The organism is Corynebacterium tardum (assembly GCF_046717785.1).
Lineage (GTDB): Bacteria > Actinomycetota > Actinomycetes > Mycobacteriales > Mycobacteriaceae > Corynebacterium.
Window position 1 is genome coordinate 2472659 of record NZ_CP177104.1, and the last position, 23253, is coordinate 2495911.

22 protein-coding genes are annotated in these 23253 nt (G+C 64.0%); 11 read left to right on the top strand and 11 right to left on the bottom strand.

All coding sequences use genetic code 11. From position 1 onward, the window contains the following. Positions 1 to 7 precede the first annotated feature (7 nt). From ACLI1P_RS11860 to ACLI1P_RS11870, 3 genes are read right to left on the bottom strand one after another with little or no spacing between them, the layout of a single operon-like run. On the bottom strand, positions 8 to 1300 hold the full coding sequence (locus ACLI1P_RS11860; RefSeq protein WP_408929678.1) for a sulfate adenylyltransferase subunit 1: 1293 nt from the start codon (positions 1298 to 1300) through the stop codon (positions 8 to 10). Then, positions 1300 to 2196, bottom strand: coding sequence for a sulfate adenylyltransferase subunit CysD (gene cysD, locus ACLI1P_RS11865; RefSeq protein WP_306507340.1), 897 nt, complete (start codon positions 2194 to 2196; stop codon positions 1300 to 1302). The genes ACLI1P_RS11860 and cysD overlap by 1 nt, the downstream gene beginning before the upstream one ends. Continuing rightward, entirely contained in the window at positions 2196 to 2978 is a 783-nt protein-coding gene (locus tag ACLI1P_RS11870) for a phosphoadenylyl-sulfate reductase (RefSeq protein ID WP_411708968.1), read from the bottom strand. The genes cysD and ACLI1P_RS11870 overlap by 1 nt, the downstream gene beginning before the upstream one ends. A gap of 161 nt (positions 2979 to 3139) precedes the next feature. Between ACLI1P_RS11870 and ACLI1P_RS11875 the strand changes: the two genes are divergently transcribed. Next, positions 3140 to 3562 carry a methylenetetrahydrofolate--tRNA-(uracil-5-)-methyltransferase gene (locus ACLI1P_RS11875; RefSeq protein ID WP_411708969.1) on the top strand — a complete coding sequence of 141 codons (423 nt, stop codon included), beginning with the start codon at positions 3140 to 3142 and terminating at the stop codon, positions 3560 to 3562. Here the strand turns inward: ACLI1P_RS11875 and ACLI1P_RS11880 are convergent. From ACLI1P_RS11880 to ACLI1P_RS11890, 3 genes are read right to left on the bottom strand one after another with little or no spacing between them, the layout of a single operon-like run. Next, positions 3559 to 4254 (bottom strand): hypothetical protein, encoded by a 696-nt coding sequence (locus tag ACLI1P_RS11880; protein ID WP_306507343.1) that lies wholly within the window; start codon positions 4252 to 4254, stop codon positions 3559 to 3561. The two genes, ACLI1P_RS11875 and ACLI1P_RS11880, sit on opposite strands and share 4 nt — an antisense overlap. 9 nt (positions 4255 to 4263) lie before the next feature. After that, complete coding sequence (locus tag ACLI1P_RS11885) at positions 4264 to 5763, bottom strand: molybdopterin-dependent oxidoreductase (RefSeq protein ID WP_306507344.1); 1500 nt, start codon at positions 5761 to 5763, stop codon at positions 4264 to 4266. Positions 5764 to 5765: 2 nt separating this feature from the next. Further along, positions 5766 to 6122 (bottom strand): hypothetical protein, encoded by a 357-nt coding sequence (locus ACLI1P_RS11890; RefSeq protein WP_411708970.1) that lies wholly within the window; start codon positions 6120 to 6122, stop codon positions 5766 to 5768. Positions 6123 to 6710: 588 nt separating this feature from the next. Here ACLI1P_RS11890 and ACLI1P_RS11895 point away from each other — a divergent pair. The 5 genes from ACLI1P_RS11895 (at position 6711) to ACLI1P_RS11915 (ending at position 11669) form a co-directional block, all read left to right on the top strand. Further along, complete coding sequence (locus ACLI1P_RS11895) at positions 6711 to 6971, top strand: CBU_0592 family membrane protein (protein WP_306507346.1); 261 nt, start codon at positions 6711 to 6713, stop codon at positions 6969 to 6971. Between the two features lie 45 nt (positions 6972 to 7016). Continuing rightward, positions 7017 to 7271, top strand: a complete 255-nt coding sequence (locus ACLI1P_RS11900) for a CBU_0592 family membrane protein (protein WP_306507347.1) — start codon at positions 7017 to 7019, stop codon at positions 7269 to 7271. Positions 7272 to 7361: 90 nt separating this feature from the next. Further along, complete coding sequence (locus ACLI1P_RS11905) at positions 7362 to 7928, top strand: TetR/AcrR family transcriptional regulator (RefSeq protein WP_306507348.1); 567 nt, start codon at positions 7362 to 7364, stop codon at positions 7926 to 7928. Between the two features lie 78 nt (positions 7929 to 8006). Next, positions 8007 to 9725 (top strand): ABC transporter ATP-binding protein, encoded by a 1719-nt coding sequence (locus ACLI1P_RS11910; RefSeq protein WP_411708971.1) that lies wholly within the window; start codon positions 8007 to 8009, stop codon positions 9723 to 9725. After that, a complete protein-coding gene (locus tag ACLI1P_RS11915) occupies positions 9726 to 11669 on the top strand; it encodes an ABC transporter ATP-binding protein (RefSeq protein ID WP_411708972.1) in 1944 nt (647 codons plus the stop codon). It abuts the gene before it with no gap. On the opposite strand, the gene ACLI1P_RS11920 is transcribed toward ACLI1P_RS11915, so the two are convergent. From ACLI1P_RS11920 to ACLI1P_RS11930, 3 genes are read right to left on the bottom strand one after another with little or no spacing between them, the layout of a single operon-like run. Continuing rightward, a complete protein-coding gene (locus tag ACLI1P_RS11920; RefSeq protein WP_408929684.1) occupies positions 11666 to 12205 on the bottom strand; it encodes a hypothetical protein in 540 nt (179 codons plus the stop codon). The genes ACLI1P_RS11915 and ACLI1P_RS11920 overlap by 4 nt on opposite strands. Beyond that, the gene (locus ACLI1P_RS11925; RefSeq protein WP_408929685.1) at positions 12198 to 12572 is read right to left on the bottom strand and encodes a DUF6114 domain-containing protein; all 375 of its coding nucleotides are present in this window, start codon (positions 12570 to 12572) and stop codon (positions 12198 to 12200) included. Before ACLI1P_RS11925 ends, ACLI1P_RS11920 begins: the two co-directional genes overlap by 8 nt. Beyond that, positions 12562 to 13134: a DUF6230 family protein gene (locus tag ACLI1P_RS11930; RefSeq protein ID WP_296134139.1), complete on the bottom strand. Its 573-nt coding sequence runs from the start codon at positions 13132 to 13134 to the stop codon at positions 12562 to 12564. The genes ACLI1P_RS11925 and ACLI1P_RS11930 overlap by 11 nt, the downstream gene beginning before the upstream one ends. A gap of 114 nt (positions 13135 to 13248) precedes the next feature. Here ACLI1P_RS11930 and ACLI1P_RS11935 point away from each other — a divergent pair, with 114 nt between their 5' ends. From ACLI1P_RS11935 to ACLI1P_RS11950, 4 genes are read left to right on the top strand one after another with little or no spacing between them, the layout of a single operon-like run. Then, the gene (locus tag ACLI1P_RS11935; protein ID WP_411708973.1) at positions 13249 to 16260 is read left to right on the top strand and encodes a (Fe-S)-binding protein; all 3012 of its coding nucleotides are present in this window, start codon (positions 13249 to 13251) and stop codon (positions 16258 to 16260) included. Positions 16261 to 16300: 40 nt separating this feature from the next. After that, the gene (locus ACLI1P_RS11940; protein ID WP_411708974.1) at positions 16301 to 17512 is read left to right on the top strand and encodes a cation:proton antiporter; all 1212 of its coding nucleotides are present in this window, start codon (positions 16301 to 16303) and stop codon (positions 17510 to 17512) included. 10 nt (positions 17513 to 17522) lie between these two features. After that, positions 17523 to 18134 carry a DUF1707 domain-containing protein gene (locus tag ACLI1P_RS11945; protein WP_411708975.1) on the top strand — a complete coding sequence of 204 codons (612 nt, stop codon included), beginning with the start codon at positions 17523 to 17525 and terminating at the stop codon, positions 18132 to 18134. Positions 18135 to 18144: 10 nt separating this feature from the next. After that, positions 18145 to 19368 (top strand): pyridoxal phosphate-dependent aminotransferase, encoded by a 1224-nt coding sequence (locus ACLI1P_RS11950; protein ID WP_408929689.1) that lies wholly within the window; start codon positions 18145 to 18147, stop codon positions 19366 to 19368. Between the two features lie 47 nt (positions 19369 to 19415). Here ACLI1P_RS11950 and ACLI1P_RS11955 read toward each other — a convergent pair whose 3' ends face one another. Next, positions 19416 to 20627, bottom strand: coding sequence for an HNH endonuclease signature motif containing protein (locus ACLI1P_RS11955; protein ID WP_411708976.1), 1212 nt, complete (start codon positions 20625 to 20627; stop codon positions 19416 to 19418). A 121-nt stretch (positions 20628 to 20748) separates the two neighbouring features. Between ACLI1P_RS11955 and ACLI1P_RS11960 the strand changes: the two genes are divergently transcribed. Then, the gene (locus ACLI1P_RS11960) at positions 20749 to 21975 is read left to right on the top strand and encodes a YibE/F family protein (protein ID WP_296134129.1); all 1227 of its coding nucleotides are present in this window, start codon (positions 20749 to 20751) and stop codon (positions 21973 to 21975) included. Here ACLI1P_RS11960 and ACLI1P_RS11965 read toward each other — a convergent pair. Then, positions 21905 to 23236 (bottom strand): UDP-glucose dehydrogenase family protein, encoded by a 1332-nt coding sequence (locus tag ACLI1P_RS11965; RefSeq protein ID WP_411708977.1) that lies wholly within the window; start codon positions 23234 to 23236, stop codon positions 21905 to 21907. The two genes, ACLI1P_RS11960 and ACLI1P_RS11965, sit on opposite strands and share 71 nt — an antisense overlap. Positions 23237 to 23253: the final 17 nt, after the last annotated feature.

Sequence of the window (23253 nt, forward strand, 5' to 3'; positions counted from 1 at the left end):
ACTGCGCTTAGCGCAGACGCTGGCCGGCGAACCCAGCCGCCAGCGTGTTGCCCGTGGACTGGTCAATGAGCAAGAAGTTGCCCACCGCGCCACGCGCGGCGTAGTCCTCCACCGGCAGCTCCGCCTGAGTCTGGACGGTGATGTAGGCAATGTCATTCAGCGTGGCGGACTCTGGCGAGTCATGGTCAGCCACCCCGTCCAAATCCAGGACGCGGTCTACCGACGCCACACGAGCCTTGACCAGCGCGGTTCCGTAGCGCAGCTTGAGCATCTGACCCGGCGTGAGGTCCTTTTCTGTGAGCACCACCGCGGTGGCGGCGAACTCGCGGGTGGCCTCTGGGCGCTCGGAGCCAGCGATGAGGTCGCCGCGGGCGAGGTCGATGTCGTCGGCAAGCAACAGCACCACCGAATCCCCCGCCGTGGCGGACTGGCCCTCAGCCAGCGCGCCGTCGGCGGTATCAATGCCCGTCACCGTGGACGTGCGCCCGCCGGGCAGGGTCACCGTATCCCCCACCGAAATGGAGCCCGCCTTCACGCGGCCGGCGTAGCCGCGGTAATCGGAGGCGTGCTCACGGATGACGTACTGAATGGGGAAACGGAAGTCCAGGTCCTCCGCGCGGCCGCCCGTCACCGGGACAGTCTCCAGCACCTCGAGCACGGTGGGCCCGTCGTACCAGGACATGTTCTCAGAGCCCTCCACCACGTTGTCGCCCTTCAGCGCGGAAATCGGGATGGCCACCGAATCCGTAATGCCCAGACGCGCGGCGATGTCGTTGAACTCGGACTCGATAGCGCGGAACGTCGCCTCGTCGTAGTCCACCAGGTCGATCTTGTTCACGCCCAGAATCACGTGGCGCACACCCAGCAGCGCTGCGACGTTGAGGTGGCGGCGGGTTTGCTCGACAACGCCATGGCGGGCGTCGATAAGCAGCACCACCACCTGGGAGGTGGACATGCCGGTGACCGTATTGCGCGTGTACTGCACGTGGCCCGGCGTATCGGCCAGGATGAACGTGCGCTTGTCCGTGGCGAAGTAGCGATAGGCCACGTCGATGGTAATGCCCTGCTCGCGCTCGGCGCGCAGGCCGTCCACCAGCAGCGAGAGGTCCATGCCGTCAAAGCCGCGGTCGGCGGAGGAACGCTCCATGGACTCCACCTGGTCCGCGAGCACGGACTTGGTGTCATAGAGCAGGCGGCCGACGAAGGTGGACTTGCCATCATCGACGGAACCGGCGGTGCACAGCCGCAGGGTGTCGCGCTGCTTAAGCGCGCCAACATTCGGTGCGGGGGTAATCGTCATCAGAAGTAGCCTTCCTTCTTGCGGTCCTCCATAGCGGACTCGGACAGTTTGTCGTCGGCGCGGGTGGCGCCGCGCTCGGAAAGTGTCGACACGGAGATTTCGGCGAGGATTTCATCCGTCGTCGAGGCGGTGGACTCCACCGCACCGGTGCAGGACATGTCACCCACGGTGCGGTAGCGCACGGTGCGGGTCTCCAGCTGCTCGCCCTCGCGCGGGCCACCCCACTCGCCGGGAGTCAGCCACATGCCGTTGCGCTTGAACACCTCGCGCTGGTGGGAGAAGTAGATAGACGGCAGCTTCAGGCCGCGGGCGCCGATGTACTCCCAAATATCTGCCTCGGTCCAGTTGGAAATGGGGAAGACACGCACGTTCTCGCCGGCCATCTTGCCGCCGTTGTAGAGGTCCCACAGCTCGGGGCGCTGGCGGCGCGGGTCCCAGCCGCCGAAGGAGTCACGGATGGAGAAGATGCGCTCCTTGGCGCGCGCACGCTCCTCGTCGCGGCGCGCGCCGCCCAGGACAGCGTCGTAGCCGCGTTCCGCAATGGTCTCCACCAGCGGTACGGACTGCAGCGGGTTGCGGGTGCCGTCGGGGCGCTCCTGCAGGTCGCCGCGGTCGATCCAGTCCTGCACCAGGGCCACGTGGAGGCGGGCGCCGGTTTCTTCCACCAGCTCGTCGCGGAACTGGATGACTTCCGGGAAGTTGTGGCCGGTGTCGACGTGGATGAGCTCAAACGGCACGGTCGCCGGTGCAAACGCGCGGCGCGCCAGCTCGAAGACCACGACGGAGTCCTTGCCGCCGGAAAACAGCAGGCCTACTTTGTCGAATTGCCCGGCCACCTCGCGCAGGATGTGGAGGGATTCATTCTCAAGATCGTGAAGGTGTGGTGAAAGAGTCATTATTCGTGCAACCCGCATTCTGTCTTGCCGTCGGCGAACACGCGGCCGGAGCGCGCGTCCTCGCCCTCGCCCACCGGGAACGTCAGGGGCGCGCAACCGATCGAGCGGTAGCCCTTGAGGGTGAGCGGGTGGATGATGAGATCGTGTGCCTTGATGTAGGCGTCGGTGTCGTCGAGGTCCCAGGTGATAATCGGGGAAATCTTCAGCCGGCCGGTGCGGTCTAGGCTCAGCGCCGGGGCAGTGGCGCGGTGCTCGGAATCGGCACGGCGCAGGCCGGTAATCCAGCCGACGTAGGGGTCCATCGCCATGTTGAGCGGCTCCACCTTGCGCATGCGGTTATACGCTGCGGTATCGCGCGCGTAGAGGCGCGGACCGTAAATCTTGTCCTGTTCTTCCGGGCTGAGAATCGGCAGGACCCTGACCAAGGGCAGGTCCGCATAGCGCTTCTCGACGTCTCCCGCCACCGCCAGCGTCTCCTCAAAGTGCCAGCCGGTGTCGATGAAGAGCAGGTCGGCGTCCAGGTGAGCCTGGTGGGCGAGCTCTGCCAGGACGGTGTTTTCCATGGACATCGTCACCGCGAGGCGGCCCGGCGCGTGCTCGGCGGCCCATTCGGTGATGGTCGCGGCGGAGGCGTTATAAAGCTTGTCCGCCCAGTCGTCGACGAGTTCTTGATTGCGCGCGGCCACGGCGGGGTCGAGCGGAGCGGTGTCTCGCGTGCCCTCGGGGCTGATGCTGGGGTCGCGGTAATCGCCGCGGTCCAGCAGGTTGATCGGTTCGGTCATGGCACTTCACCTTATGTGCCTCGGGCGGTCGGCGCAGCCGGGCGGGGGCTCCACGTGCTGTGAGCTTGGCCGCTGGAGAGAATAAAAATTGGCCGATGTGAACCGAGCGGACTAGATTTACAGACTAGATAGTCTAGTAAGTCCGAACTGAAGGGGTTGCCATGCAGCGTGTAGCCATCGTCGGGGACAGCCCGGCCGCGCTCTCCACCGCCGAACGGCTCGTCGGAGCCGGCCTGTGTGTGGACCTCTATTGTGAGCGCCCCGCGCCCTTCGGCTTGCTGCGCCGCTTCGCCGGGCTGGCCGGCGCCCAGGACGAATCGGAGGCCGCGCCATGCCCCAAGGGCACCACGCCGCGCCTGCGGCTCATCGGCAACGTGCGCGTCGGCTCCGGCCCCGACGCCGATATTAGCCACACGGACCTCAACCAGCTGTCCGCCTCCGGCGACCGCCACCTGGTGCTGCTGGAGCTCATGGCGCGCGGGGTCGCCGTCACCACGTGGGAGGGCCTGTGCCGTCCGACGGCAGAGGTAGAGGACTGGGAGGCCGTCGCCGCCCGCGCCCAGCGCGCCCCGGTCTGCTTCTAACCGTCCTCGCGCTTGGGCTTGGTGAGGTCCTCGAGGGTAGCCAGCCCCAGGGAGTGCAGAATCCCCTCGACCGAATTGATCTCGGCCTCTACCGCACGCAACCTGTCAGCTTGCGGCGCCGACAGCCGCCCGGACTTCTCCAGGTGTTTCAGGCGTGGATAGCGCCCCGCCAAGAGCGTTCCCCAATACACACGCAGGTCCAGGATCTCCTGGTTACCTGGCACTGGTTCGCCGTTGTGGAACGCTACGATGTCGCGAAGTTGTTGTTCAACCATGGACAAGTCCATATCGGCACCGGGAGCGCCCGCATCGGAGGAATATGTCTCCTCTCCATGACGCAACGGGCGTCGCTCTTCGTCGTAAAAGCGATGTAACGTCATGGCATCTGCTGCCAAAACAGGATCGTTGACCGCCAGAATGGGTGCGTCCTCGTGCCCTAGCAGCTGCCCGCGCGACATCCTGATAAACGTGCGCTGGTGCTCCATTCCCGGCGCGGTGCATTCCAACCCCACGCCATAGGATTCCAAATCTTCTTGTTGGAACATGTACCCCAAGTAGCGCGCGTGTTGATTGATGGCAAAGTCTGCGCTGGTAGCCCCCGGCAGGTGAAAATCCACCTGGCGAATGTAGCTGCGCACGCGCTCAATCTGTTCAGGGTTTAAGAAGAGGTCTTCATAGAGTGCTCGTGACATGGCGTACTCCTAAAGCATTTGCAGGCGGTCGTAGCTGTCAGTGTCTTCGAAGAAGCCACCGCGCCCGTTGCCCACTATGTCGAAACGGTTGACAACTTCGATACGGTCGAGCCACTTGGCAGAACGGAAACCAGTCGACGTCTCCAGTCGCAAGCGCATGGGTGCACCGTTCTTGATCGGAATCTCGCCGCCGTCATAGCCGATAGCGATGAGCGTTTCCGGTTGGCGCGCTTCCACCATGGGCATGGACTCGTAGTAGTACGAACCGCTGTAGTTATCATCGTCGCGGGTCATGTTCTGGAAGCTATGTACAACGACGTCGGAGGCCCCGTCCAGAGGTTTGACTAAATCCAAGAGCTGCGCCAACGGAACACCTTCCCACTTTCCCACAGAAGTAAATCCTTGGACACAATGGTGCACCGTATTCTGGGAATGCCCGGCCGAAAGTCGGCGCAAGTCCTCCAAGGTCAGACGCATGGGCTTTTCGACGAACCCACCAATTTCAAGTACGTAGTCCTTCTCAAATCCGTTGCACAGGAGCGCCATGTATTCCTCGGAACCCGGCGGCATGCCCGAGGCCCTATGATGTGGCGCCTTGGTGACCTCTGAATCGGCATACACCCCGCGTTGGCGCGATGGCGCCTTGGCACGCAGAAACCGTGTAAAGGGGCGCACCACAGCGTTGTGTATCGCGGCGACTGTCATCGGGCGTTTGAGGGAGGTCTTCGTGGCCCAGATGTGGACGAAGACAATGAGCATAAGTCCCATCGTGAAAATGATGCCGCCAGCTACTGGCTTATCAGCGTGTCCGAAGACCATCTTGGAAACCTCGTGGCCGTAGCCGTGCATGACCACCATGCTCACGTGAATGAGAATGAAGACCAGGTAGGCAACAAGCCCCCAAAAGTGCAGGGTGCGAATGACCTGGCGGCCGCCCATTGCCTTGGAAATCCGAGGGAAGTGGTTATTGATGGCAGGCGACTGGAACATGCCGGTGAGAATCATCCACATAGGCAAGATGAGGACGACAAAGCCATAAGACAGCTGTTGGATGGCATTGAATGGGTAACCGTCCATCGCGCTGGGGATTTGGAAGCCTAAGTAGTGGACGAGATCATCCCAGGCTTGGGCAAAAACGCCCCAGTTTTCAGGCCAGTAACGACGCCACTGTCCCGTCGCTAGTAAAAGCCCCCAGTAGATAACCAGTAGGAGCAACCACCCCATCACCGAGATGAAGTGCCAGTAGCGGCCTTGTCCCAAGGCTCCATAGCCCGGAAGAGAGACGATGGGGCTGTAGTTTTCATACTCACCGGAAACCGGGAAGTACTTATGCTTGCGCTTCTGCTTAACAGAAAACTGGGCCCACTGTTTTCCTAGGGGCGTGTGGATCGAACGGTGCAGCTTGGGGAACGTTCCTAGGATTTCGATGCCGCTTCGGATGAAAAGCGTAACGAAGAGGATATTGACAAAGTGTTCGATGCGTAGCCATGCGGGAAATTCAGTCAACATGATTAGTCCTCAAATCCTTGATCGTCCGGGTAGGCAACGAGCACGCCATAGTCCAGCGCCCAGTACACAACGAGGTAGGCGAGGCCACACAAGGCTGTTGTATTCCATGCAGCGGCCAGATATACATCGGCTCCGTTCCATCCCCAAGGCGGGGTGCCGGCAAGACCACCGACAAACAGAAGCAGCGATCCCACCGCGGGGATAAGCCCGAAGTCCCACACACGCCACGGCGTCACGGCGCCGAGGACAGCGACGACGGCGCACAAGGCGACGAGGAGATAAAGGACAACTTCCTGCCCAGGGAAAATTAAGAATTCGGTCCGCGCCACGTACCAAGCAAGACCCCCTTGAAGGGTCATGATGGCCACTATCACGGCTCGGGTTAGCTTTGGCAGATTGAAGCGAAAATAGCGAAAGAAAGGTGCACGCTCTTTGCCCGGTTTGACGTGCAAAGAGATGTCATGAAGGTTTGGGTCGACCGATGTTGGTAAGGCGGACATGAGCTACTTCTCCTATCGCGCCAGCTGCGATCCGCAGGCGTGCTTCGCCCGTGACCATCGCTGGGCACTCGTGTCCAGGTGACTCGCTACCGTCACCTGCTGGCAACACCTGCCCTACCGGAGATTCGCAACGCTGGAGGCAGGCTGGAGCTTTTCTCAGCTCCCTAAACTTCAGTAAACCCCCACCCCAAGCATCAAGCGAATATGGACGGCCGTTCAACTAGCGCCCGAGCCCGCCAGCTGCAGTTTAGACAAGTGTTCACAAACCGTCCGTTTGTCCCATTTACCGCACGCGACGCGGCGGTGCTTAACTTGGCAATGTCGAGCTCAACGCCAATTTCTGCCCCCAATCCACGCGCTCAATTCGCTACGCGCTTCAGGGGCAGCCACGCTCCGGAGAAGCATCGATGTACCACCCATACCATTCTTGAAAGGACATGTTTTTCAATGTCTGCCATGGTCATTTTCGGCCTCATCGCCTCTGTAGCGCTGCTTTTCGCATTCGCAATGCTCAACCTTGGGAAATGGACGGTTGACGACTACCCGTACCAAATCCTCAACTTTATTGGCGCCGGCTTCCTCGCCGCTTCGGCCGCCACGCCCTTTAATGCCGGTGTGTTCTTCACTGAGCTCATCTGGTCCCTCTTCGGCCTGTATGGAATTATCCGCATCTACCGAGACCGCAAGAAAGCCGCCACCCAAGGCTAGAACCCGCCCGACCTGCTTCCACTTTTGACAGAAAGAAATACCCCCATGAGCTTCGCTTTCGAAATCGGCATCATCGCCGGCGTCCTGTTCGTCGTGGCCTACGGCCTTCTCAACTTCCGCGTTCTGACGGCCGATTCCCCGCTGTACCAATCCCTCAATTTCCTCGGCGCTACAGGATTTGTCTACACCGCAATTTCACCCTTTAACCCAGGACTGTTCATCGTTGAGGCGGTATGGGCCGTGGTTGCGCTGCTTGGCCTCTGGAAGATTTTCATGAAGAAGGAGCCAAGCCAGGCCTAATAAAGCCTTCTCCGCCCACATGCTGCCGACTTCCCACTGCTCAGTACATGCGAACACTAGACTGAAGGATCACCACACACAGGGAGCGAGATGTCTAGAGAAGGTACACAGCGCAGGGAACTCATCATAACTGCTGCGCTAAACACCATTGTCCGCGAAGGCGTCGCAGGACTAACCCTGCGTGCAGTCGCTGCAGAGGCGCATGTGGCGCTCGGCTCCATTGCCTATTATTTCTCTGATAAAGACGGCCTCATTAACGCCGCATTCCAGAGCTTCACTCACCGCTCAGTTACCGAGTTTCGAGAATTCTACGAAGGCGTCTCCACGCTCAAGGACGCTCGAGCCGCCACCGTGGACATGCTCTCGGCTACCGCCAGTTCACGCACCGATCTCATCCTAGGCAGCGAACTTTACGCACTATCGCTTCGCCGGCCACGCCATCGCATGATCCTCCTGGAATGGACACGTGCATGTCAGGAAATCCTCTCCACCTATTTTGATGAACCCACCACGCTGGTGCTTGACGCGCTTTACGAAGGAGCCATCCTCCATCACGCCATGCGCGTAGGGGAAACGTCGACTCAGCGGATCGCCCTCGCCGTTGAGCGCCTCACCCCACCGGAGACATTCATCTTGCACACCACGCGCGCGAGCTAGACGCACGGGCTAGCGCCCGCGCAACCACAAGGGATAAACTTGCGCGGTCACTGCACACTCCGCACGAATCGCTGGTTTATGGAACTCGTTCGCATACTGTTATCCCGCTCAAAGCCGTACGCCGGCTACGTCATCGCGGTTCTCATCCTCCAGGCGCTCTCCACCGCCGCCACGCTCTACCTGCCTTCGCTCAACGCGAAGATCATTGACCGAGGAGTGGCACAGGTGGACGTCGACTATATCTGGCGCACCGGTGGCATCATGCTCGCCGTGGCCTTCATTCAGGTCATCGCCGCCATTGCCGCGATCTGGTTCGGCTCGCGCACGGCGATGGGCCTCGGTCGCGACCTGCGCTCGGACGTCTTCCGCCGCGTTACCCGCTACTCCGCCGAGGACATGAGCCACTTCGGCACGGCCACCCTCATTACCCGCGGCACCAATGACGTCCAGCAGATCCAGATGGTCTACATGATGATCCTCAGCTTCATGGTCACCGCCCCCATCATGTCCATCGGCGGCATCGTCATGGCGGTGCGCGAGGACGCCGGCCTGTCCTGGCTCGTGGTCGTTTCCGTCGTGGTCCTGCTGGCCGCCATCACCGCCATCATCCTGCGCCTCATGCCGCTCTTCCGCTCCTGGCAGGGCAAGCTCGACACCATGAACGGCACGCTGCGCGAACAAATCGCCGGCATCCGCGTCGTCCGCGCGTTTACCCGCGAGGAGCACGAGGCGAAGCGCTTCCGCGACGCCAACCAGGACCTCACTGGCCTCTCGCTCAAGGTGGGCCAACTGTTCATCCTCATGTTCCCCATCATCACGGTCATCCTCAACGTGGCCACGGGCGCGGTCCTGTGGTTTGGCGGCCACCGCGTGGACGATGGCCTGGTGGAGGTCGGCTCGCTCACCGCGTTCCTGCAGTACCTCCTCCAGATCCTCGCCGCGGTCATGATGGGTACCTTCATGGCCATGATGCTCCCGCGCGCCATCATCTGCGCCCGCCGCATCACCGACGTGCTCAACCACGAGCCCTCCATCACCGAGCCCACCAATCCCGTTACCCCGGCCCGCTCCGAGGGCGTGGTGGAGCTTAATGACGTCACGTTCCAGTACGCCGGCGCCGACGAGCCCGTGCTTCACGACGTCTCCTTTACCGCCACCCCCGGCACCACCACCGCGCTCATCGGCGCGACGGGCTCCGGCAAGACCACCGCGCTCTCGCTCATCCCGCGCCTCTACCTGCCCACCCACGGCCAGGTGCTACTCGATGGGACGAATGTGGCGGAAATGGCCCGGGCGGACGTCGTCAAGCGTGTGGGCCTCGTGCCGCAGAAGCCGTACCTGTTCAGCGGCACCGTCGCCTCCAACCTGCGCCTCGGCGCCCCGGAGGCTACTGACGAGGAACTGTGGGCAGCGCTGCGCACCGCACAGGCGGACTTCGTCGAGGACCTGGACATGCACATCGCCCAAGGCGGCACCAACGTCTCCGGCGGCCAGCGCCAGCGCCTGTCCATTGCGCGAATGCTCGTCGCGCGCCCGCTGGTGTACCTGTTCGATGATTCCTTCTCCGCGCTGGACGTGCTTACCGACGCCGCCGTGCGCGACGCCATGCGCGAGTACACCGCTGAGGCCACGACCATCATCGTGGCGCAGCGCGTGAGCTCGATTGTGGACGCCGACCAGATTCTGGTCATGGACGCCGGGCGCATCGTCGCGCGCGGCACTCACGAGGAGCTGCTGGAAAGCTCCGATACGTACCGCGAAATCGTGGAATCCCAGAAGACCGCGGAGGTGGCATAAATGGCTGAGAAGCTCGACGCAACGCACAACGACCACGAGACCGCGGATCTGGAGGAAAAGACCGGCGAGGCCGCCCCACGCAAGGCGAAGAATTTCTGGCCCTCCGCCAAACGTCTCTTTGGCCTGCTCGCGCCGTTCAAGGTGCAGCTGTGGGCAATTGGCGCGATGAACATCGTGTGCGTGGTGCTTGCCGTGGCCGCGCCGAAGGTGATGGGCAAGGCTACCGACGTCATCTTCTCCGGCGTAATTTCGCGCCAGATGCCGGCAGGCGTGACGAAGGACCAGGCCATCGAGGCGATGCGCGCCCAGGGCCAGGACAAGTTCGCGGACATGGCCTCCGCCATGGACCTCAACCCGGGCTTTGGCATCGACTTTGACAAGCTGGGCACGATTATCGGCATCGTGATTGCGATGTACGTGGTGTCCTCGCTGTTCCAGTGGTGGCAGGGTTATCTGCTGAACTCGCTGGTGATGAAGGTGGTCTTCGAGCTGCGCGAGCGCATCGAGGCCAAGCTTAACCGCCTGCCGCTCAACTACTTCGATACGCAATCGCGCGGCGACCTGCTCTCTCGCACGACCAACGACGCCGACAATATCCAATCCGCCCTCCAGCAGGCCATTTCGCAGCTGTTCTACAACCTGCTCATGGTCGTGGGCATTACGGTCATGATGTTTACCGTCTCGTGGCAGCTGGCGCTTGTGGCACTCTTGGCGCTGCCGCTCACGCTGGTCATCGTCGCGGTCATTGGTTCCCGCGCACAGAAGCAATTCAAGGCGCAGTGGAAGGCCACCGGCGATCTTAACGGCCAGGTGGAGGAGGCCTTCTCCGGCCACGACCTCGCCACCGTCTTCGGCCGCATCGACGCCATGACCGAAGAATTCGATAAGCGCAACGAGGAGCTCTTCCGCTCTGCCTCGCTGGCACAGTTCTTGGCCGGCATGATGATGCCGATCATGCAGTTCATCTCCTACCTGTCCTACGTGGTCATCGCGGTGCTGGGCGCGCTCAAGGTGGCTTCCGGCACTCTGACCTTGGGAGGGGCGCAGGCCTTTATCCAGTACTCGCGTGAGTTCAACCAGCCGCTGGGCCAGCTCGGCGGCATGATGCAGCAGGTGCAATCCGGCGTGGCCTCAGCAGAGCGCGTCTTTGAGTTCCTCGACGCCGAGGAGGAGACGCCCGAGCAGACCGGCTCCCGCCTGGGCGGCCGCGCCCAGGGGCTGGTGGAATTCGCGGACGTGGACTTCTCCTACGATCCCGCTTCCCCACTCATCCAGGACCTCTCCCTGCGCGTGGAGCCGGGCCAGACCGCGGCCATCGTGGGCCCCACCGGGGCTGGTAAGACCACGCTGGTCAACCTCCTCATGCGCTTCTACGACATCGATTCTGGCACCATCCGCCTGGACGGCGTCGACACCGCCGAGATGTCCCGGCACGAGCTGCGCTCCCAGGTGGGCATGGTGCTCCAGGACGCCGTCGTCTTCGAGGGCACCATCATGGACAACATCCGCTACGGCCGCCTCGACGCCACCGATGAGGAGGTCATCGCCGCGGCGAAGGCCACCTACGTGGACCGCTTCGTGCACGCGCTTCCCGACGGCTACGAGACGAAGATCGACCAGGACAGCGGCGCGATTTCCGCCGGCGAGCGCCAGCTCATCACTATTGCCCGCGCCTTCCTGGCGCAGCCGGCGCTGCTCATTCTGGACGAGGCCACCTCGTCGGTGGATACCCGCACTGAGATGCTGGTCCAGAAGGCCATGAACGCGTTGCGTGCGGACCGCACGTCCTTCATCATCGCGCACCGCCTGTCCACGATTCGGGACGCCGACCTCATCATCGTCATGGAGTCCGGTCGCATCGTGGAGCAGGGCACCCACGCCGAGCTTCTCGACGCCCACGGCGCCTACTACCGGCTCCACCAGTCCCAGTTCCGCGAGTCCTAGTCCACGCCGACCGCAATCACCGGGGCGGAGAAGCTATCCCCGGTGAGGTTTGCCAGCTCAAGGGTGACGTGGGTGAGGGAGACGTGGTCCATGAGGACGTCGGGAAGCGCAGCGTCCGATGGCAACCCCAGCGCCTCGCGCACCGCGTTGACGTCGGCGACGTCCACCGCGACGGTCACGGTGTCCGCGCCCGCCACCGCTGGCGTGGCGACCAGGCCGGTGGCCACCACGCGCGCGTTCTCCACGGTGGTCACCGCGCCACCGGTGGTGAGCAGGCCGTCGCCCGCGTTGCCCGGCAGCGTGATACCTAGGTTGCGCACGTCCAGGCGGTCCCCGGTCAGCTCCAGCACGCGCACCTCCCCGTCGCGCGTGGGCATGGTGCTCAGCGCCACGCCCACGTTGCCCCGCAGCGTCACCTCGTCCGCCGTCACGGTGGAGAAATAGGGCCGGGCGGGCGCGACCTGCGCGCTGACTGGCTCGGCAACGCTCAGCGCCCCGGCCGCCAGCACCATTGCGAGTGCTCCGCGCCTACGCATCGCTCGGCTCCCACGCAAGAGTCAGCGCGCCGCCGACGATGCCGAGCAGCGAACCGAGGAGGAACCCGCCCAGGTTCGAGGTGGGCACCGCTACCACCGCGACAATGATGCCCAAGACCCCGAGGTACGTCGCGGTAGCGGGCCGAAACCACGCGCCGAGGCCAAACATCACCTGCAGCGCGCCGATGAGCAGCGTGGACACGCCCGACACGGTGGAAATCATGACGAGCAGGTCCGAAATCTGCACCGTGAAGTAGGCCGGCATCGCAATCACGACGCCCGACAAAATGAGCAGCAGCCCCGGGATGAACGGCCGCCCGGCGCGCCATTCCTGAAACCGCGACTTATTCCGCGTCTTAGCAGCCACTGCTGCGGCCCCGCTCCACGGATACGCCCACGTTCTTCGCGGACAGGGTCTTCGCGCCGATGGAGGTAGCGCGGACATCGTCGGCAGTCAGCGAGACCTGCTTGGCGTAGAGGCCCCAGGTGCCGGGGTCGGCGGTCTGGGAGAGCTGGCTGGCATCGATGCCCACGTTGGCGTCCTGCATGACCAGCGAACCTTCGATATCTGAGGCGCCGACGAGGAGGTCGGTGGCCTCCACGCTGTTATCGCCCTTGGCCTTGAGCGCGAGCGTTGACTCACCCACCGCGGGCAGGTCGGTGGTGACATAAAGACACAAGTCCGAGGCCACGGCATGCTCCAGCTTCAGCCGCGCGGTGGGGACGTCCTCCTCGCCCTTCTTGTCGCTGTCCACGAAGAGCGAAAATCCCTCGCCCTCTAGATGGCGCATGTTGACGTTGAAAAACGTGCCCGAGAGCGCCAGGTTCGCCGTCAGACCGCCCTGTGCCACCGCAAACCCGGCCACGCCGAAAGCGGCGAAACCCGCCACAAGACCCGCCGCCGCCTTCGGAACACTGATTCTGCCCATAACGCCTCCTGAATTCTTAACCCTCAAAATGATAGCTGAATCCCAACTCCCGGATTTCACGCCCGAGGCCTTAAGGTAGGAGGCAGCATTGAGCCAAGCGATAAAGGAGCACGCATGTACGGCTGGGTTGCCATCGCCGCATCGATCCCGGTGTGGCTGTATTTCTTCTACCGAGTCGGGGTGCTCTTCCGCTTCATCCGCTCCGGCGGGCCGACGCAGCTCAACCGTTTCGACCGCCCCGTCGCCCGCGCGGGCCGCGTCATCACCGAGGTCTTCGGCCATACCCACTTTAAAGGCCGCCCGCTCGTCAACGCCGCGCACTGGCTCGTCATGGTGGGCTTCCTCTTCGGCATCGTCGTGTGGTTTGAGGCCTATATCCAAACCTTCGCGCCTGATAAGGGCTGGCCGTGGCTCAGCGACTGGCCCGTCTATCACTTCATCGAGGAAGTCCTCGGCATCGCCACGGTGCTGGGTATCGGTTTCCTCTCCGCAGTGCGCCTCAAGCTCGGCCACACTGAGCGCGGCAGCCGCTTCTACAACTCGCAGGTCTTCCCGGCGCGCTTGGTGGAAGGCATTGTGTTCATCGAGGGCCTCGGCATGCTGTTGGTCAAAGCCTCCACCATCGCTACCTACGGCGGTGGGTCGCCGTGGGCTGATTTCGTGACGATGCATGTGGCGGGGTTGATGGGGGCGTCGCCAAGCACAGTGCAGTTCTTTGCCCTAGTGAAGCTCCTGTCGGGCCTGGTCTTCATCGCGTGCATCGCGCGGTACTTCCAGTGGGGCGTGATGTGGCACCGTTTCATGGCGTTCTTCAACATCTTCTTCCAGCGCAACGCCGACGGTGCGAAGGCGCTGAAGTCCCTGCCCACCCCGGACCTTGAGGAAGACCTCACGCCGGGCAGCTGGAAGATGCTTCTCGACGCCACCTCCTGCACCGAATGCGGCCGCTGCCAGGACCTGTGCCCCGCATGGAACACCGAGAAGCCGCTGAGCCCGAAGAAGGTCATGATGGACCTGCGCCAGGGTGCCTTGGACAACTACAACCCGCATGAGGGGCTTAACGTGCTGGCGATGGCCGGCACGATTGATGATGACGTCCTGTGGGCGTGCACCAACTGCGGCGCCTGCGTGGACCAGTGCCCGGTGGATATTGAGCACATCGACCACATCGCGGACCTGCGGCGCTTCAAGGTGCTGGCGGAGTCCGATTTCCCGTCCGAGCTCACCGGCATGTTTAAGAACATGGAGACCAAGGGCAACCCGTGGGGCCGCAACGCCTCGGAGCGCCGCACGTGGATTGATGAGGCGCGTGCCGATGGCATTGAGGTGCCGATTATCGGCGAGGACGCCACGGATTTCTCGGACCTGGAGTACCTGTTCTGGGTGGGCTGTGCCGGTGTCTACGACGACCAGGGCCGCGCCACGACGCGTGCCGTGGTAGACATGCTGCACACCGCCGGCGTGAAGTTCGGCGTGCTGGCCACGGGCGAATCCTGCACGGGTGACCCCGCGCGCCGTGCCGGCAACGAGTTCCTCTTCCAAGTGATGGCGGAGCAGAATGTCGCCGCGCTTAATAGCGCCTTCGCCGGCGTCCCCACCGGCCAGCGCAAAATCATCACCACCTGTCCGCACTGCTTCAATACGATCCGTAACGAATACCCCGATTTCGACGGCCACTTCGACGTGCTGCATCACACGCAGCTGCTCAACCGCCTGGTGCGCGAAAAGCTGCTGGTGCCCGTGCCGCGCTCGCCGGAGAACCGCCGCCCTGTTACCTACCACGACCCGTGCTTCCTGGGCCGCCACAACAAGGTTTTCGACCCGCCGCGTGAATTGGTGGAGGCCACCGGTGCCTCCCTGGCGGAAATGGACCACAACCGCGACGAGGCCTTCTGCTGTGGCGCGGGTGGCGCGCGCATGTTCATGGAGGAGAAGCTGGGCACGCGCATCAACGAGTTCCGCTCGGAGCAGGCCGTGGCCACCGGCGCGGAGCAGATTGCCACCGGCTGCCCGTTCTGCAACGTGATGCTCACCGGCGGCGTGAAGTCGGTCGCCCCGCAGACGCAGGTATCCGACGTTGCGCTCATGCTTCGCGACGCCATCGCCCCCACCGGCGACCTCCCCGCCCCACGCGAGAAGGCCTTCCTCGAGACCCCGCGCCGCCTCTCCCCCGCCGAATCCGCTGCCCCGGCCTCTCCGTCCGCCCCTGCCGCGCCGGCTGCTCCCAAGTCCCCAGCGGCACCTTCCGCTGCTGCGCCCACGTCGCCGTCCGCACCACCCGCTTCCGCTGCCGCGCCCACGGCGCCGTCCGCACCACCCGCTTCCGCTGCCCCGGCCTCTCCGTCCACCCCTGCCGCTCCCGCCGCTCCAGCGGCACCCACCGCCCCCTCTGCACCTGCCGCACCGGCAGCGCCCTCCGCACCCAGTGCTCCCGCGGCACCGTCTGCTCCAGCAACCCCTGCGGCACCATCTGCACCGGCAGCGCCCACAGCACCGACGGCTGCACCCGCTCCCGGCGCACCCGCTGCGCCACCCGCGCCCGGCGTTCCTTCCGCACCGCCTGCAGCAAAGGCACCAGCCGCACCGTCCGTACCCAGTGCTCCGGCTGCACCCGTTCCCAGTGCCCCCGCTACGCCATCAGCGCCGAACGCACCATCCGTACCCAGTGCTCCGGCTGCACCGTCTACTCCTGCCGCGCCGAGCGCTCCGTCTGCAGCAACCGTCCCGAGCACACCAGCAGCGCCTGCTGTACCGTCTACACCGTCCGCGCCGAGTGCTCCCGCGGCGCCGTCTACTCCTGCCGCGCCGAGTGCTCCCGCGCCAACGACTGCACCCAGTGCTCCGGCTGCACCCGTTCCCAGCGCACCGGCAGCGCCCAACGCGCCCACGGCACCGAGCGCTCCGTCCGCGGCAACGGCCCCGAACGCACCAGCAGCGCCTGCCGCACCGCCCGCACCAGCCGTACCGAGCGCTCCGGCTGCACCGTCTACTCCTGCCGCGCCGAATGCGCCCGCGGCACCGAGTGCTCCGGGTGCGCCGGAAGTTCCGAACGCTCCTGCAGCGCCGAAGGCGCCGGGGGCGTCGGAAAGCGGGGGCACTCCGCCGCCTCCCCTGCCGCCGAAGTAAAAATAGGCGCAGGCTGCGCGGCGCAGGTACGCTCTGAACCATGCTTTCTGACGCGACCTTCGTCCTCGCTGCGGGCGAGAACGCTTACACGCCGTCGCTTGTTTCGTTCGCCTGGATTATGGCCGTGGCGCTGCTCGCGCCGCTGGTCTCCCACATCCTGGGCCAAAAGATGCCGGCCGTGGCCCTGCTCATTTTCTTCGGCATGGCCATCGGCCCGTCGATGCTGGACTTGGCCCACGAAGACCCCGGTATCGGCATGCTGAAGGAGCTGGGCGTTGGTGCGCTGTTCCTCCTCGCCGGCTTCGAAATCGACTTGGCCACGCTCAAATCCAAAGAGGCCGTCACGGGACTTTCCACGTGGCTCATCTGCGCGGTGGCCTGCGGCATCGGAGCGTACTTCCTCATGGATGACATCCCCGGCGCCATCGTCATGGCCATCGCCCTGACGTCGACGGCGCTGGGCACGATTACGCCGATGCTGAAACAAGACCAGCTGCTTGGCACGAAGGTGGGCGATTCTGTCGTCATTCACGGCGCAATTGGTGAGGTGGCCCCGATTACCGCTATGGCGCTGCTGCTGGGAACGCGGTCCACGCTAACCACCATGCTCATCCTGCTGGCGTTTATCGCGATTGCGGTGGCGGTGGCGTTGATGCCGATTGCCGTCGGCAAGCTTATGCCCTGGTTCAAGGACGCGTTCATCTCCGGGGCGGGCTCGACCAACCAGACGATTCTGCGCCTCATCATCCTCATCCTGGCGGTGCTCATGGCGGTGACGGCAGTCTTCGAGCTGGACATTGTGCTGGGCGCGTTCGCCGCCGGCATCATCCTGAACCGCATCATCCCGGACGAGTTCCACAAGGGCCTAGAAAACCGCCTCGACGTGGTGTTTTATTCCATGCTCATCCCGGTCTTCTTTGTTATTTCCGGCATGTCGATTGACTGGCACGTCATTGTGGAGGAGCCGCTCAAGGTCCTGGGCATCCCCGCGCTGATTCTGGTCACGCGCGGCCTGCCGGTGTTCCTGCGTGAGAACATTCACCACACCGGCTCCGACGTGGAGACCACCCGCGAGCGCATCCAGGTCGCGCTGTACGCGGCGACGGGTCTGCCGATCATCGTCGCGGTGATGACGGTGGCGGTGGACTCCGGCATTGTCGACGCCGAAACGGGCTCCATCTTCATCGCCGGCGGCGCGCTGACCGTGGCCATCTTCCCACTGCTGTCCACCCTGGTGCGCGAAAAGGGTTAGGGTTATATCTGTGACAAATCCCTACAGCATGCGGCTTTCCGACGCCGAACGAACCGACGCCGTCAACGATCTCGCCCAAGCGCTGGGTGAAGGCCGACTCAGCCTCGACGAGTTCGAGGAGCGCACCGACGCGGTGATGATAGCGTCGACCAGGCGCGAGCTGGCAGAGGTCTTCATGGATATCCCCACCAAGGCCAGCAGTGAGCTCAAGGTGTACTCCCAGGGCGAAGTGGCCCGCGCGTTCGAGTCCACGCGGAAGCCGCGCCTAGCCACGGCCATGGTGGGCTCGCTCGGGCTCTTTTTCGGCGCGATTGCATCCTTTGCCGCCCTGTCCGGCGTCACCGCCGCGCTGACCGGAACGGGCCTGCTGTTTCTCATTCCGGCGCTGTGGATCATGCTCTACGTGGCGAAGGTGGGCCCGGAATCGTGGCACCGCCCGTCGCTGAGGCAGATTGAGCGCCAGCGCCGCCGAGAGCTCAAGGCCGCGACGGCAGAAGAGCGCGCGCAGATGCGGGCGTTGGAGCAGGCGCAGTGGGCGGAGAGGCGTCGGCAAGCAGGCGAAATCACCGGGGATGCGATGAATCTGGCCAAACGCAAGCTGGAGCAGTGGAACCAGAAGTAACATAGCCCACATGACTCAGAATCGGATTTTTGACCAATCCACCAAGCTGCAGGGTGTGGCCTACGATATCCGCGGTGAGGTGTCCGCCGAGGCGGAGCGCATGGAGCTGGATGGGCACAGCATTTTGAAGCTCAACACCGGCAATCCCGCGGTGTTTGGCTTCGACGCGCCCGATGTGATTATGCGGGACATGATTGCGGCGCTGCCGACCTCGCAGGGCTATTCCACGTCGAAGGGCATTATCTCCGCGCGCCGCGCGATTGTGACGCGCTACGAGCTGGAGGATTTCCCGGCCTTCGATCTGGATGACGTGTATCTGGGCAACGGCGTTTCTGAGCTCATCACGATGGTGACGCAGGCGCTGCTTAACGACGGCGACGAGGTCCTCATCCCCGCCCCCGACTATCCCCTGTGGACGGCGGCGACGTCGCTGGCGGGTGGCACGCCCGTGCACTACCTGTGCGACGAGGAGGATGACTGGAACCCGTCGATTGAGGATATCCGGGCGAAGGTTTCGGAGAAGACCAAGGCGATTGTGGTCATTAACCCGAATAATCCGACGGGCGCGGTGTATTCGCGGGAGGTGCTGCAGAACATCGTTGCGGTGGCGCGCGAGTATAACCTGCTGATTTTGGCGGATGAGATTTATGACCGCATTCTTTACGACGACGCGCAGCACATCTCGATTGCGTCGCTGGCGCCGGACCTGCTGACGATTACGTTCAATGGCCTGTCCAAGGCGTACCGCGTGGCCGGCTACCGCGCTGGCTGGATGGTGCTGACGGGCCCGAAGTCCCACGCGCGCGGGTTTATCGAGGGCCTGGACCTGCTGGCGGGAACGCGGCTGTGCCCGAACGTGCCGGCGCAGCACGCCATCCAGGTGGCCCTGGGTGGGCGGCAGTCGATTTACGAGCTCACCGGCACCGGCGGGCGCCTGCTCAAGCAGCGCAACATTGCCTACGAGCGGCTCAACGAGATTCCCGGCGTGTCCGTGGTCAAGCCGATGGGTGCACTGTACTGCTTCCCGCGCTTGGACCCCGAGGTTTATGAGATTCATGACGACTCGAAGCTCATGCTCGACATCCTGCGCGCGGAGAAGATCCTCATGGTGCAGGGCACCGGCTTCAACTGGCCCGCGCCGGATCACTTCCGCGTGGTCACGCTGCCCTGGGCGTCGCAGTTGGGGAATGCGATTGAGCGCCTGGGCAACTTCCTGGCCAGCTACCGCCAATAGCGCAGGGGTGCCCTGCCCCGCTCGCAGAGTCGAGCGGGGTGGAGTGGTTAAGGGTCGCCGCGGGGCGGGGCTGGCCCGGAGGGTGACGCCCGACGTGAACCGCCGGTGGCATCGGGGCTGGCGGTAGAGCCAGCAGGAATGTTTCTGGCGGCGGGGAGGCGCTGGGCGCGGGGCGCGCGGTGCGGGTGGAACGTCTCGCGCGGATCGCGCGGTCCTGGTGGCTGCCACCGGATGCGGCCGTTCTCCCGGACGATGCGTCCGCGGCCGGGCAGGCCATTGATGGCGTTGTGGTATTTGCACAGCGGGGTGAGGTTCTCCGGGTTGGTTTCGCCGCCGTCCTTCCACTCTGTGATGTGATGAATCTGGGCGTAGTCCGCGCCACACAGGCACTCGTCCCAGGCACACGTGGGCTGTTCACCAATGGCCATGATGCGCTGCTTGTCGGAGGCGAGGCGCTGGGTGCGGTGGAGATCGACGGGTCCTTTCACGCGGTCGACGATCATGACGAGGCCCTCCTCGGCGAGCTCGCGCTCGATGAGCTCAGCACCAGTGATTTTCGCGCCGTTGGAGAGTTGGACAACGATATCGCCAAGATCTGGCGCCGGCCCCGGCGGCATCGGCTCGGTGGAACCAGGGTGGGAATCGGGGCGCGGGGTGGAGGGATCGCCGAGGCGGCCGAGAATTTTCGCGTACTCGGGAAGCTCCATGACGGCGAAGGTCTGGGCCACGGGCCGGGCGAGGCGGCCTTCACGAAATGCTGCGGTGAAGGACCCAACGGGATCGTCTTCATCAATGTTGGGGCGGAGATCCTCGATGAGTGCGGCCGGTGCAGTGAGGGTGAGCTTGGACAGTTGTTTGCCGCGGCGAATCTTGATACCCGGCTTCGGGGTGGGAGGCGGGTTGAGCTCGCGGATGCGGGTGCGGGCATAGCGGGCGACGGTCTTCTCGTCGCCGGCGATGCTGCACAGCTCAATGCGGAAATCCCAGGCCTCGCGCTGTTTCTTAAGGCGGCGGGCGAAGCGCTCGATGAGTTCAAGCGTGGGCAGGTCGTGGCCGTTTGAGCGCGCAGCGTCCACGGCACGGGCTTGCTTGCGGGTGTAGGAGGTGGGGGCAAAGTAGACGTCGTAAAGCGCTAGCAGGGACTGGGCCGCCGACTCCGGGCCCCACGCCCGCAGCTGGTCGAGGCTGAGCCCCGCAACGCCGGCGACGAGCTCGATGCCCGCCGCCTGGCTGCGAAGATGCGCTTCCACAAGGTTCATGCCAGCAACGCTAAACGCCCCACCCGCACCACACAACAGTGCCGCCGCCAGCCTGTGGATAACTTGTTGAACGCATCAGCATAAGTTTTCATTCTTATGACAATCGTTCACAATAGTAGGTATGACTAGCCTAAGCCCGTGGCGGGTGGGACTACTTGGATTCTTGGCAGTGGCAGCGCTCGCAACGGTAGCTGGCCTGTTTATTCTCCGCCCCACCAGTGCCTTGACCGAGCACACCAGCCCCGACTTCGCGTCAACGTATGCGCTCAACCAGCCGCAGGTTGACGGCACGGTGACGACTGTGGATAACCATTTGTGCAGCGACCCACACACGGGCACGGCCTTCGACGAGGCGCCACTCATCCCCGCCTCCGGCGATGACACATCCTGTACTCGCGTACTCCTTGACCTTACCTCCGGCGAAGACCAAGGCCGCATCACACAGCTCGTGTTCTATGGGGTGGCGGGCGACCCCACACTGAATCCCGGCGATGAGGTAATGCTGTCGCGCTCAGCAGACGGAACGTACGCCTTCGCCGACTACCGACGCGGCGGCAACCTCGCGCTGTGGGCCATCATCGCGGCGGTCATCATCGTCGGCTTTGCCGCGTGGCATGGCCTGCGCGCGATGGCGGGTCTGGGGATTAGCTTGGCTATCGTCTTGTTCTACCTCGTACCTTCACTAGTCGAAGGACACCCACCGCTGCCGCTAGCCTTGGCAGCCTGTGCTGCGATTCTCTTCCTCGTCGTACCGCTTGTCCACGGCGTGAACTGGAAGTCCGCCTCGGCGTTGGGTGGCGCGCTCGTGGCGTTAGGGGTTGCGGGGGCGCTGGGGTGGGCGTCGATAAGCAGCACGGCGTTGACCGGCGCAAGCTCGGAAGACAACCTCAAGTTGCTGCTCTACATGCCCGGGGTGCCCGTTGTGGGCGTGCTGCTGTGCGGGTTCATTGTGGGCGCGTTGGGCAGCCTCAACGACATCGCGGTCGCGCAGGCTTCGACCGTGCGGGAGCTGCATGCAGCCGACCCTTCGGCGGGGCCCGGAAAGCTCTTTGCGTCCGCGATGAAGGTGGGACGCGACCACATCGCGTCCGTGGTGTACACCATCGTGCTGACCTACACCGGTGCCGCGCTGCCGCTACTCATTCTCATTACGGCGGCGCAGCGCCCAGCGGGTCAGATCCTCTCCAGCGATCTCGTGGCAACGGAGGTCATGCGCTCGCTGCTGGGCGCCATGGCCTTGACCCTCGCGGTGCCACTGACCACGGCAATTGCGGCGTTTACGATGCCGGAAGGACACGGCCGAGAGCGTCAACAGTCCAGCCGGCGGCACGCCAAGCATCGACGTTGAGGACGTTGCGGCCATCGATGATGTGGCGGTTGGCCACGAGCTCGCCGGCCGCAGCCGGGTCGAGGTCGCGGAACTCCTGCCACTCGGTGGCGAGGATGACCAGCTCGGAGTCCTGCAGGGCGGCGTCGGCAGTCGGGGCGTAATTCAACGTCGGGAACACCTTCTTCGCGTTCTCCATACCCTCCGGGTCGTAGACCGTCACGGCGGCACCCGCCAGGGACAGCGAGCCGGCCACGGCGAGGGCCGGCGAATCGCGCACATCGTCGGAATTCGGCTTGAACGCGCAGCCCAGGACGGTCACGCGGTGGCCCAGCAGCGAGCCGTCGAAGGCGTGCTTGGCCAGGTCCACCACGCGGTCGCGGCGGCGCATGTTGATGGCGTCGACCTCGCGGAGGAAGGTCAGGGCCTGATCGGCGCCGAGCTCACCAGCACGGGCCATGAACGCGCGGATGTCCTTGGGCAGGCAGCCGCCGCCGAAGCCCAGGCCAGCGCCCAGGAACTTGCGGCCGATGCGCTCGTCGTACCCGATTGCGTCGGCAAGCTTGACCACGTCCGCACCGGCAATCTCGCAGATTTCGGACACAGCGTTGATGAAGGAAATCTTGGTGGCGAGGAAGGCGTTGGCGGAGACCTTGACCAGCTCCGCGGTCTGCAGGTCCGTGACGATGAACGGGGTGTTCTGCGCCAGCGGCTGCGCGTAGACCTCGCGCGCGATCTCCTCGGCGTGGGTCTCGCCCTCGCCAACGCCGAGGACGATGCGGTCCGGGCTGATGGTGTCCTTGACGGCGTAGCCCTCACGCAGGAACTCCGGGTTCCACGCGATCTCCACGCTGGTGCCCTCCGGGGCGAGGTCATCGGCCATCTTCTGCAGCTCCGCCGCCGTGCCCACCGGGACGGTGGACTTACCAAAGATGATGTGCTCGCCCTTCAGGCGCGGCACGAGCTCCGAAATGACGGACTTCACGTAGGTCAGGTCAGCGGCATAGGAACCGTGCCGCTGCGGAGTGCCGACGCCCAGAAAGTGCAGGTTCGCAAACTCCGCGGCGTCGTCGTAGCTGGTGGAAAACCCCAGACGGTCGGCCTCGATGTTGCGCTCGAGAACCTCCGGCAGGCCGGGCTCGTAGAACGGCACGCGGCCGTTCTTGAGAGCCTCGATCTTTTTGTCATCTACATCTACACCGAGTACCTCGTGTCCAAGCTCCGCCATGCAGGCGGCATGGGTTGCACCCAGGTATCCGGTACCAATAACAGTCATACGCATAACCAGCCATTTTAGGC

What these genes read in the sequence shown, in the direction of transcription:
- ACLI1P_RS11860 (WP_408929678.1), bottom strand. Translation starts at nt 1,300, where the DNA reads ATGACGATTACCCCCGCACCGAATGTTGGCGCGCTTAAGCAGCGCGAC.
- cysD (WP_306507340.1), bottom strand. Translation starts at nt 2,196, where the DNA reads ATGACTCTTTCACCACACCTTCACGATCTTGAGAATGAATCCCTCCAC.
- ACLI1P_RS11870 (WP_411708968.1), bottom strand. Translation starts at nt 2,978, where the DNA reads ATGACCGAACCGATCAACCTGCTGGACCGCGGCGATTACCGCGACCCC.
- ACLI1P_RS11875 (WP_411708969.1), top strand. Translation starts at nt 3,140, where the DNA reads ATGCAGCGTGTAGCCATCGTCGGGGACAGCCCGGCCGCGCTCTCCACC.
- ACLI1P_RS11880 (WP_306507343.1), bottom strand. Translation starts at nt 4,254, where the DNA reads ATGTCACGAGCACTCTATGAAGACCTCTTCTTAAACCCTGAACAGATT.
- ACLI1P_RS11885 (WP_306507344.1), bottom strand. Translation starts at nt 5,763, where the DNA reads ATGTTGACTGAATTTCCCGCATGGCTACGCATCGAACACTTTGTCAAT.
- ACLI1P_RS11890 (WP_411708970.1), bottom strand. Translation starts at nt 6,122, where the DNA reads ATGACCCTTCAAGGGGGTCTTGCTTGGTACGTGGCGCGGACCGAATTC.
- ACLI1P_RS11895 (WP_306507346.1), top strand. Translation starts at nt 6,711, where the DNA reads ATGTCTGCCATGGTCATTTTCGGCCTCATCGCCTCTGTAGCGCTGCTT.
- ACLI1P_RS11900 (WP_306507347.1), top strand. Translation starts at nt 7,017, where the DNA reads ATGAGCTTCGCTTTCGAAATCGGCATCATCGCCGGCGTCCTGTTCGTC.
- ACLI1P_RS11905 (WP_306507348.1), top strand. Translation starts at nt 7,362, where the DNA reads ATGTCTAGAGAAGGTACACAGCGCAGGGAACTCATCATAACTGCTGCG.
- ACLI1P_RS11910 (WP_411708971.1), top strand. Translation starts at nt 8,007, where the DNA reads ATGGAACTCGTTCGCATACTGTTATCCCGCTCAAAGCCGTACGCCGGC.
- ACLI1P_RS11915 (WP_411708972.1), top strand. Translation starts at nt 9,726, where the DNA reads ATGGCTGAGAAGCTCGACGCAACGCACAACGACCACGAGACCGCGGAT.
- ACLI1P_RS11920 (WP_408929684.1), bottom strand. Translation starts at nt 12,205, where the DNA reads ATGCGTAGGCGCGGAGCACTCGCAATGGTGCTGGCGGCCGGGGCGCTG.
- ACLI1P_RS11930 (WP_296134139.1), bottom strand. Translation starts at nt 13,134, where the DNA reads ATGGGCAGAATCAGTGTTCCGAAGGCGGCGGCGGGTCTTGTGGCGGGT.
- ACLI1P_RS11935 (WP_411708973.1), top strand. Translation starts at nt 13,249, where the DNA reads ATGTACGGCTGGGTTGCCATCGCCGCATCGATCCCGGTGTGGCTGTAT.
- ACLI1P_RS11940 (WP_411708974.1), top strand. Translation starts at nt 16,301, where the DNA reads ATGCTTTCTGACGCGACCTTCGTCCTCGCTGCGGGCGAGAACGCTTAC.
- ACLI1P_RS11950 (WP_408929689.1), top strand. Translation starts at nt 18,145, where the DNA reads ATGACTCAGAATCGGATTTTTGACCAATCCACCAAGCTGCAGGGTGTG.
- ACLI1P_RS11955 (WP_411708976.1), bottom strand. Translation starts at nt 20,627, where the DNA reads ATGAACCTTGTGGAAGCGCATCTTCGCAGCCAGGCGGCGGGCATCGAG.
- ACLI1P_RS11960 (WP_296134129.1), top strand. Translation starts at nt 20,749, where the DNA reads ATGACTAGCCTAAGCCCGTGGCGGGTGGGACTACTTGGATTCTTGGCA.
- ACLI1P_RS11965 (WP_411708977.1), bottom strand. Translation starts at nt 23,236, where the DNA reads ATGCGTATGACTGTTATTGGTACCGGATACCTGGGTGCAACCCATGCC.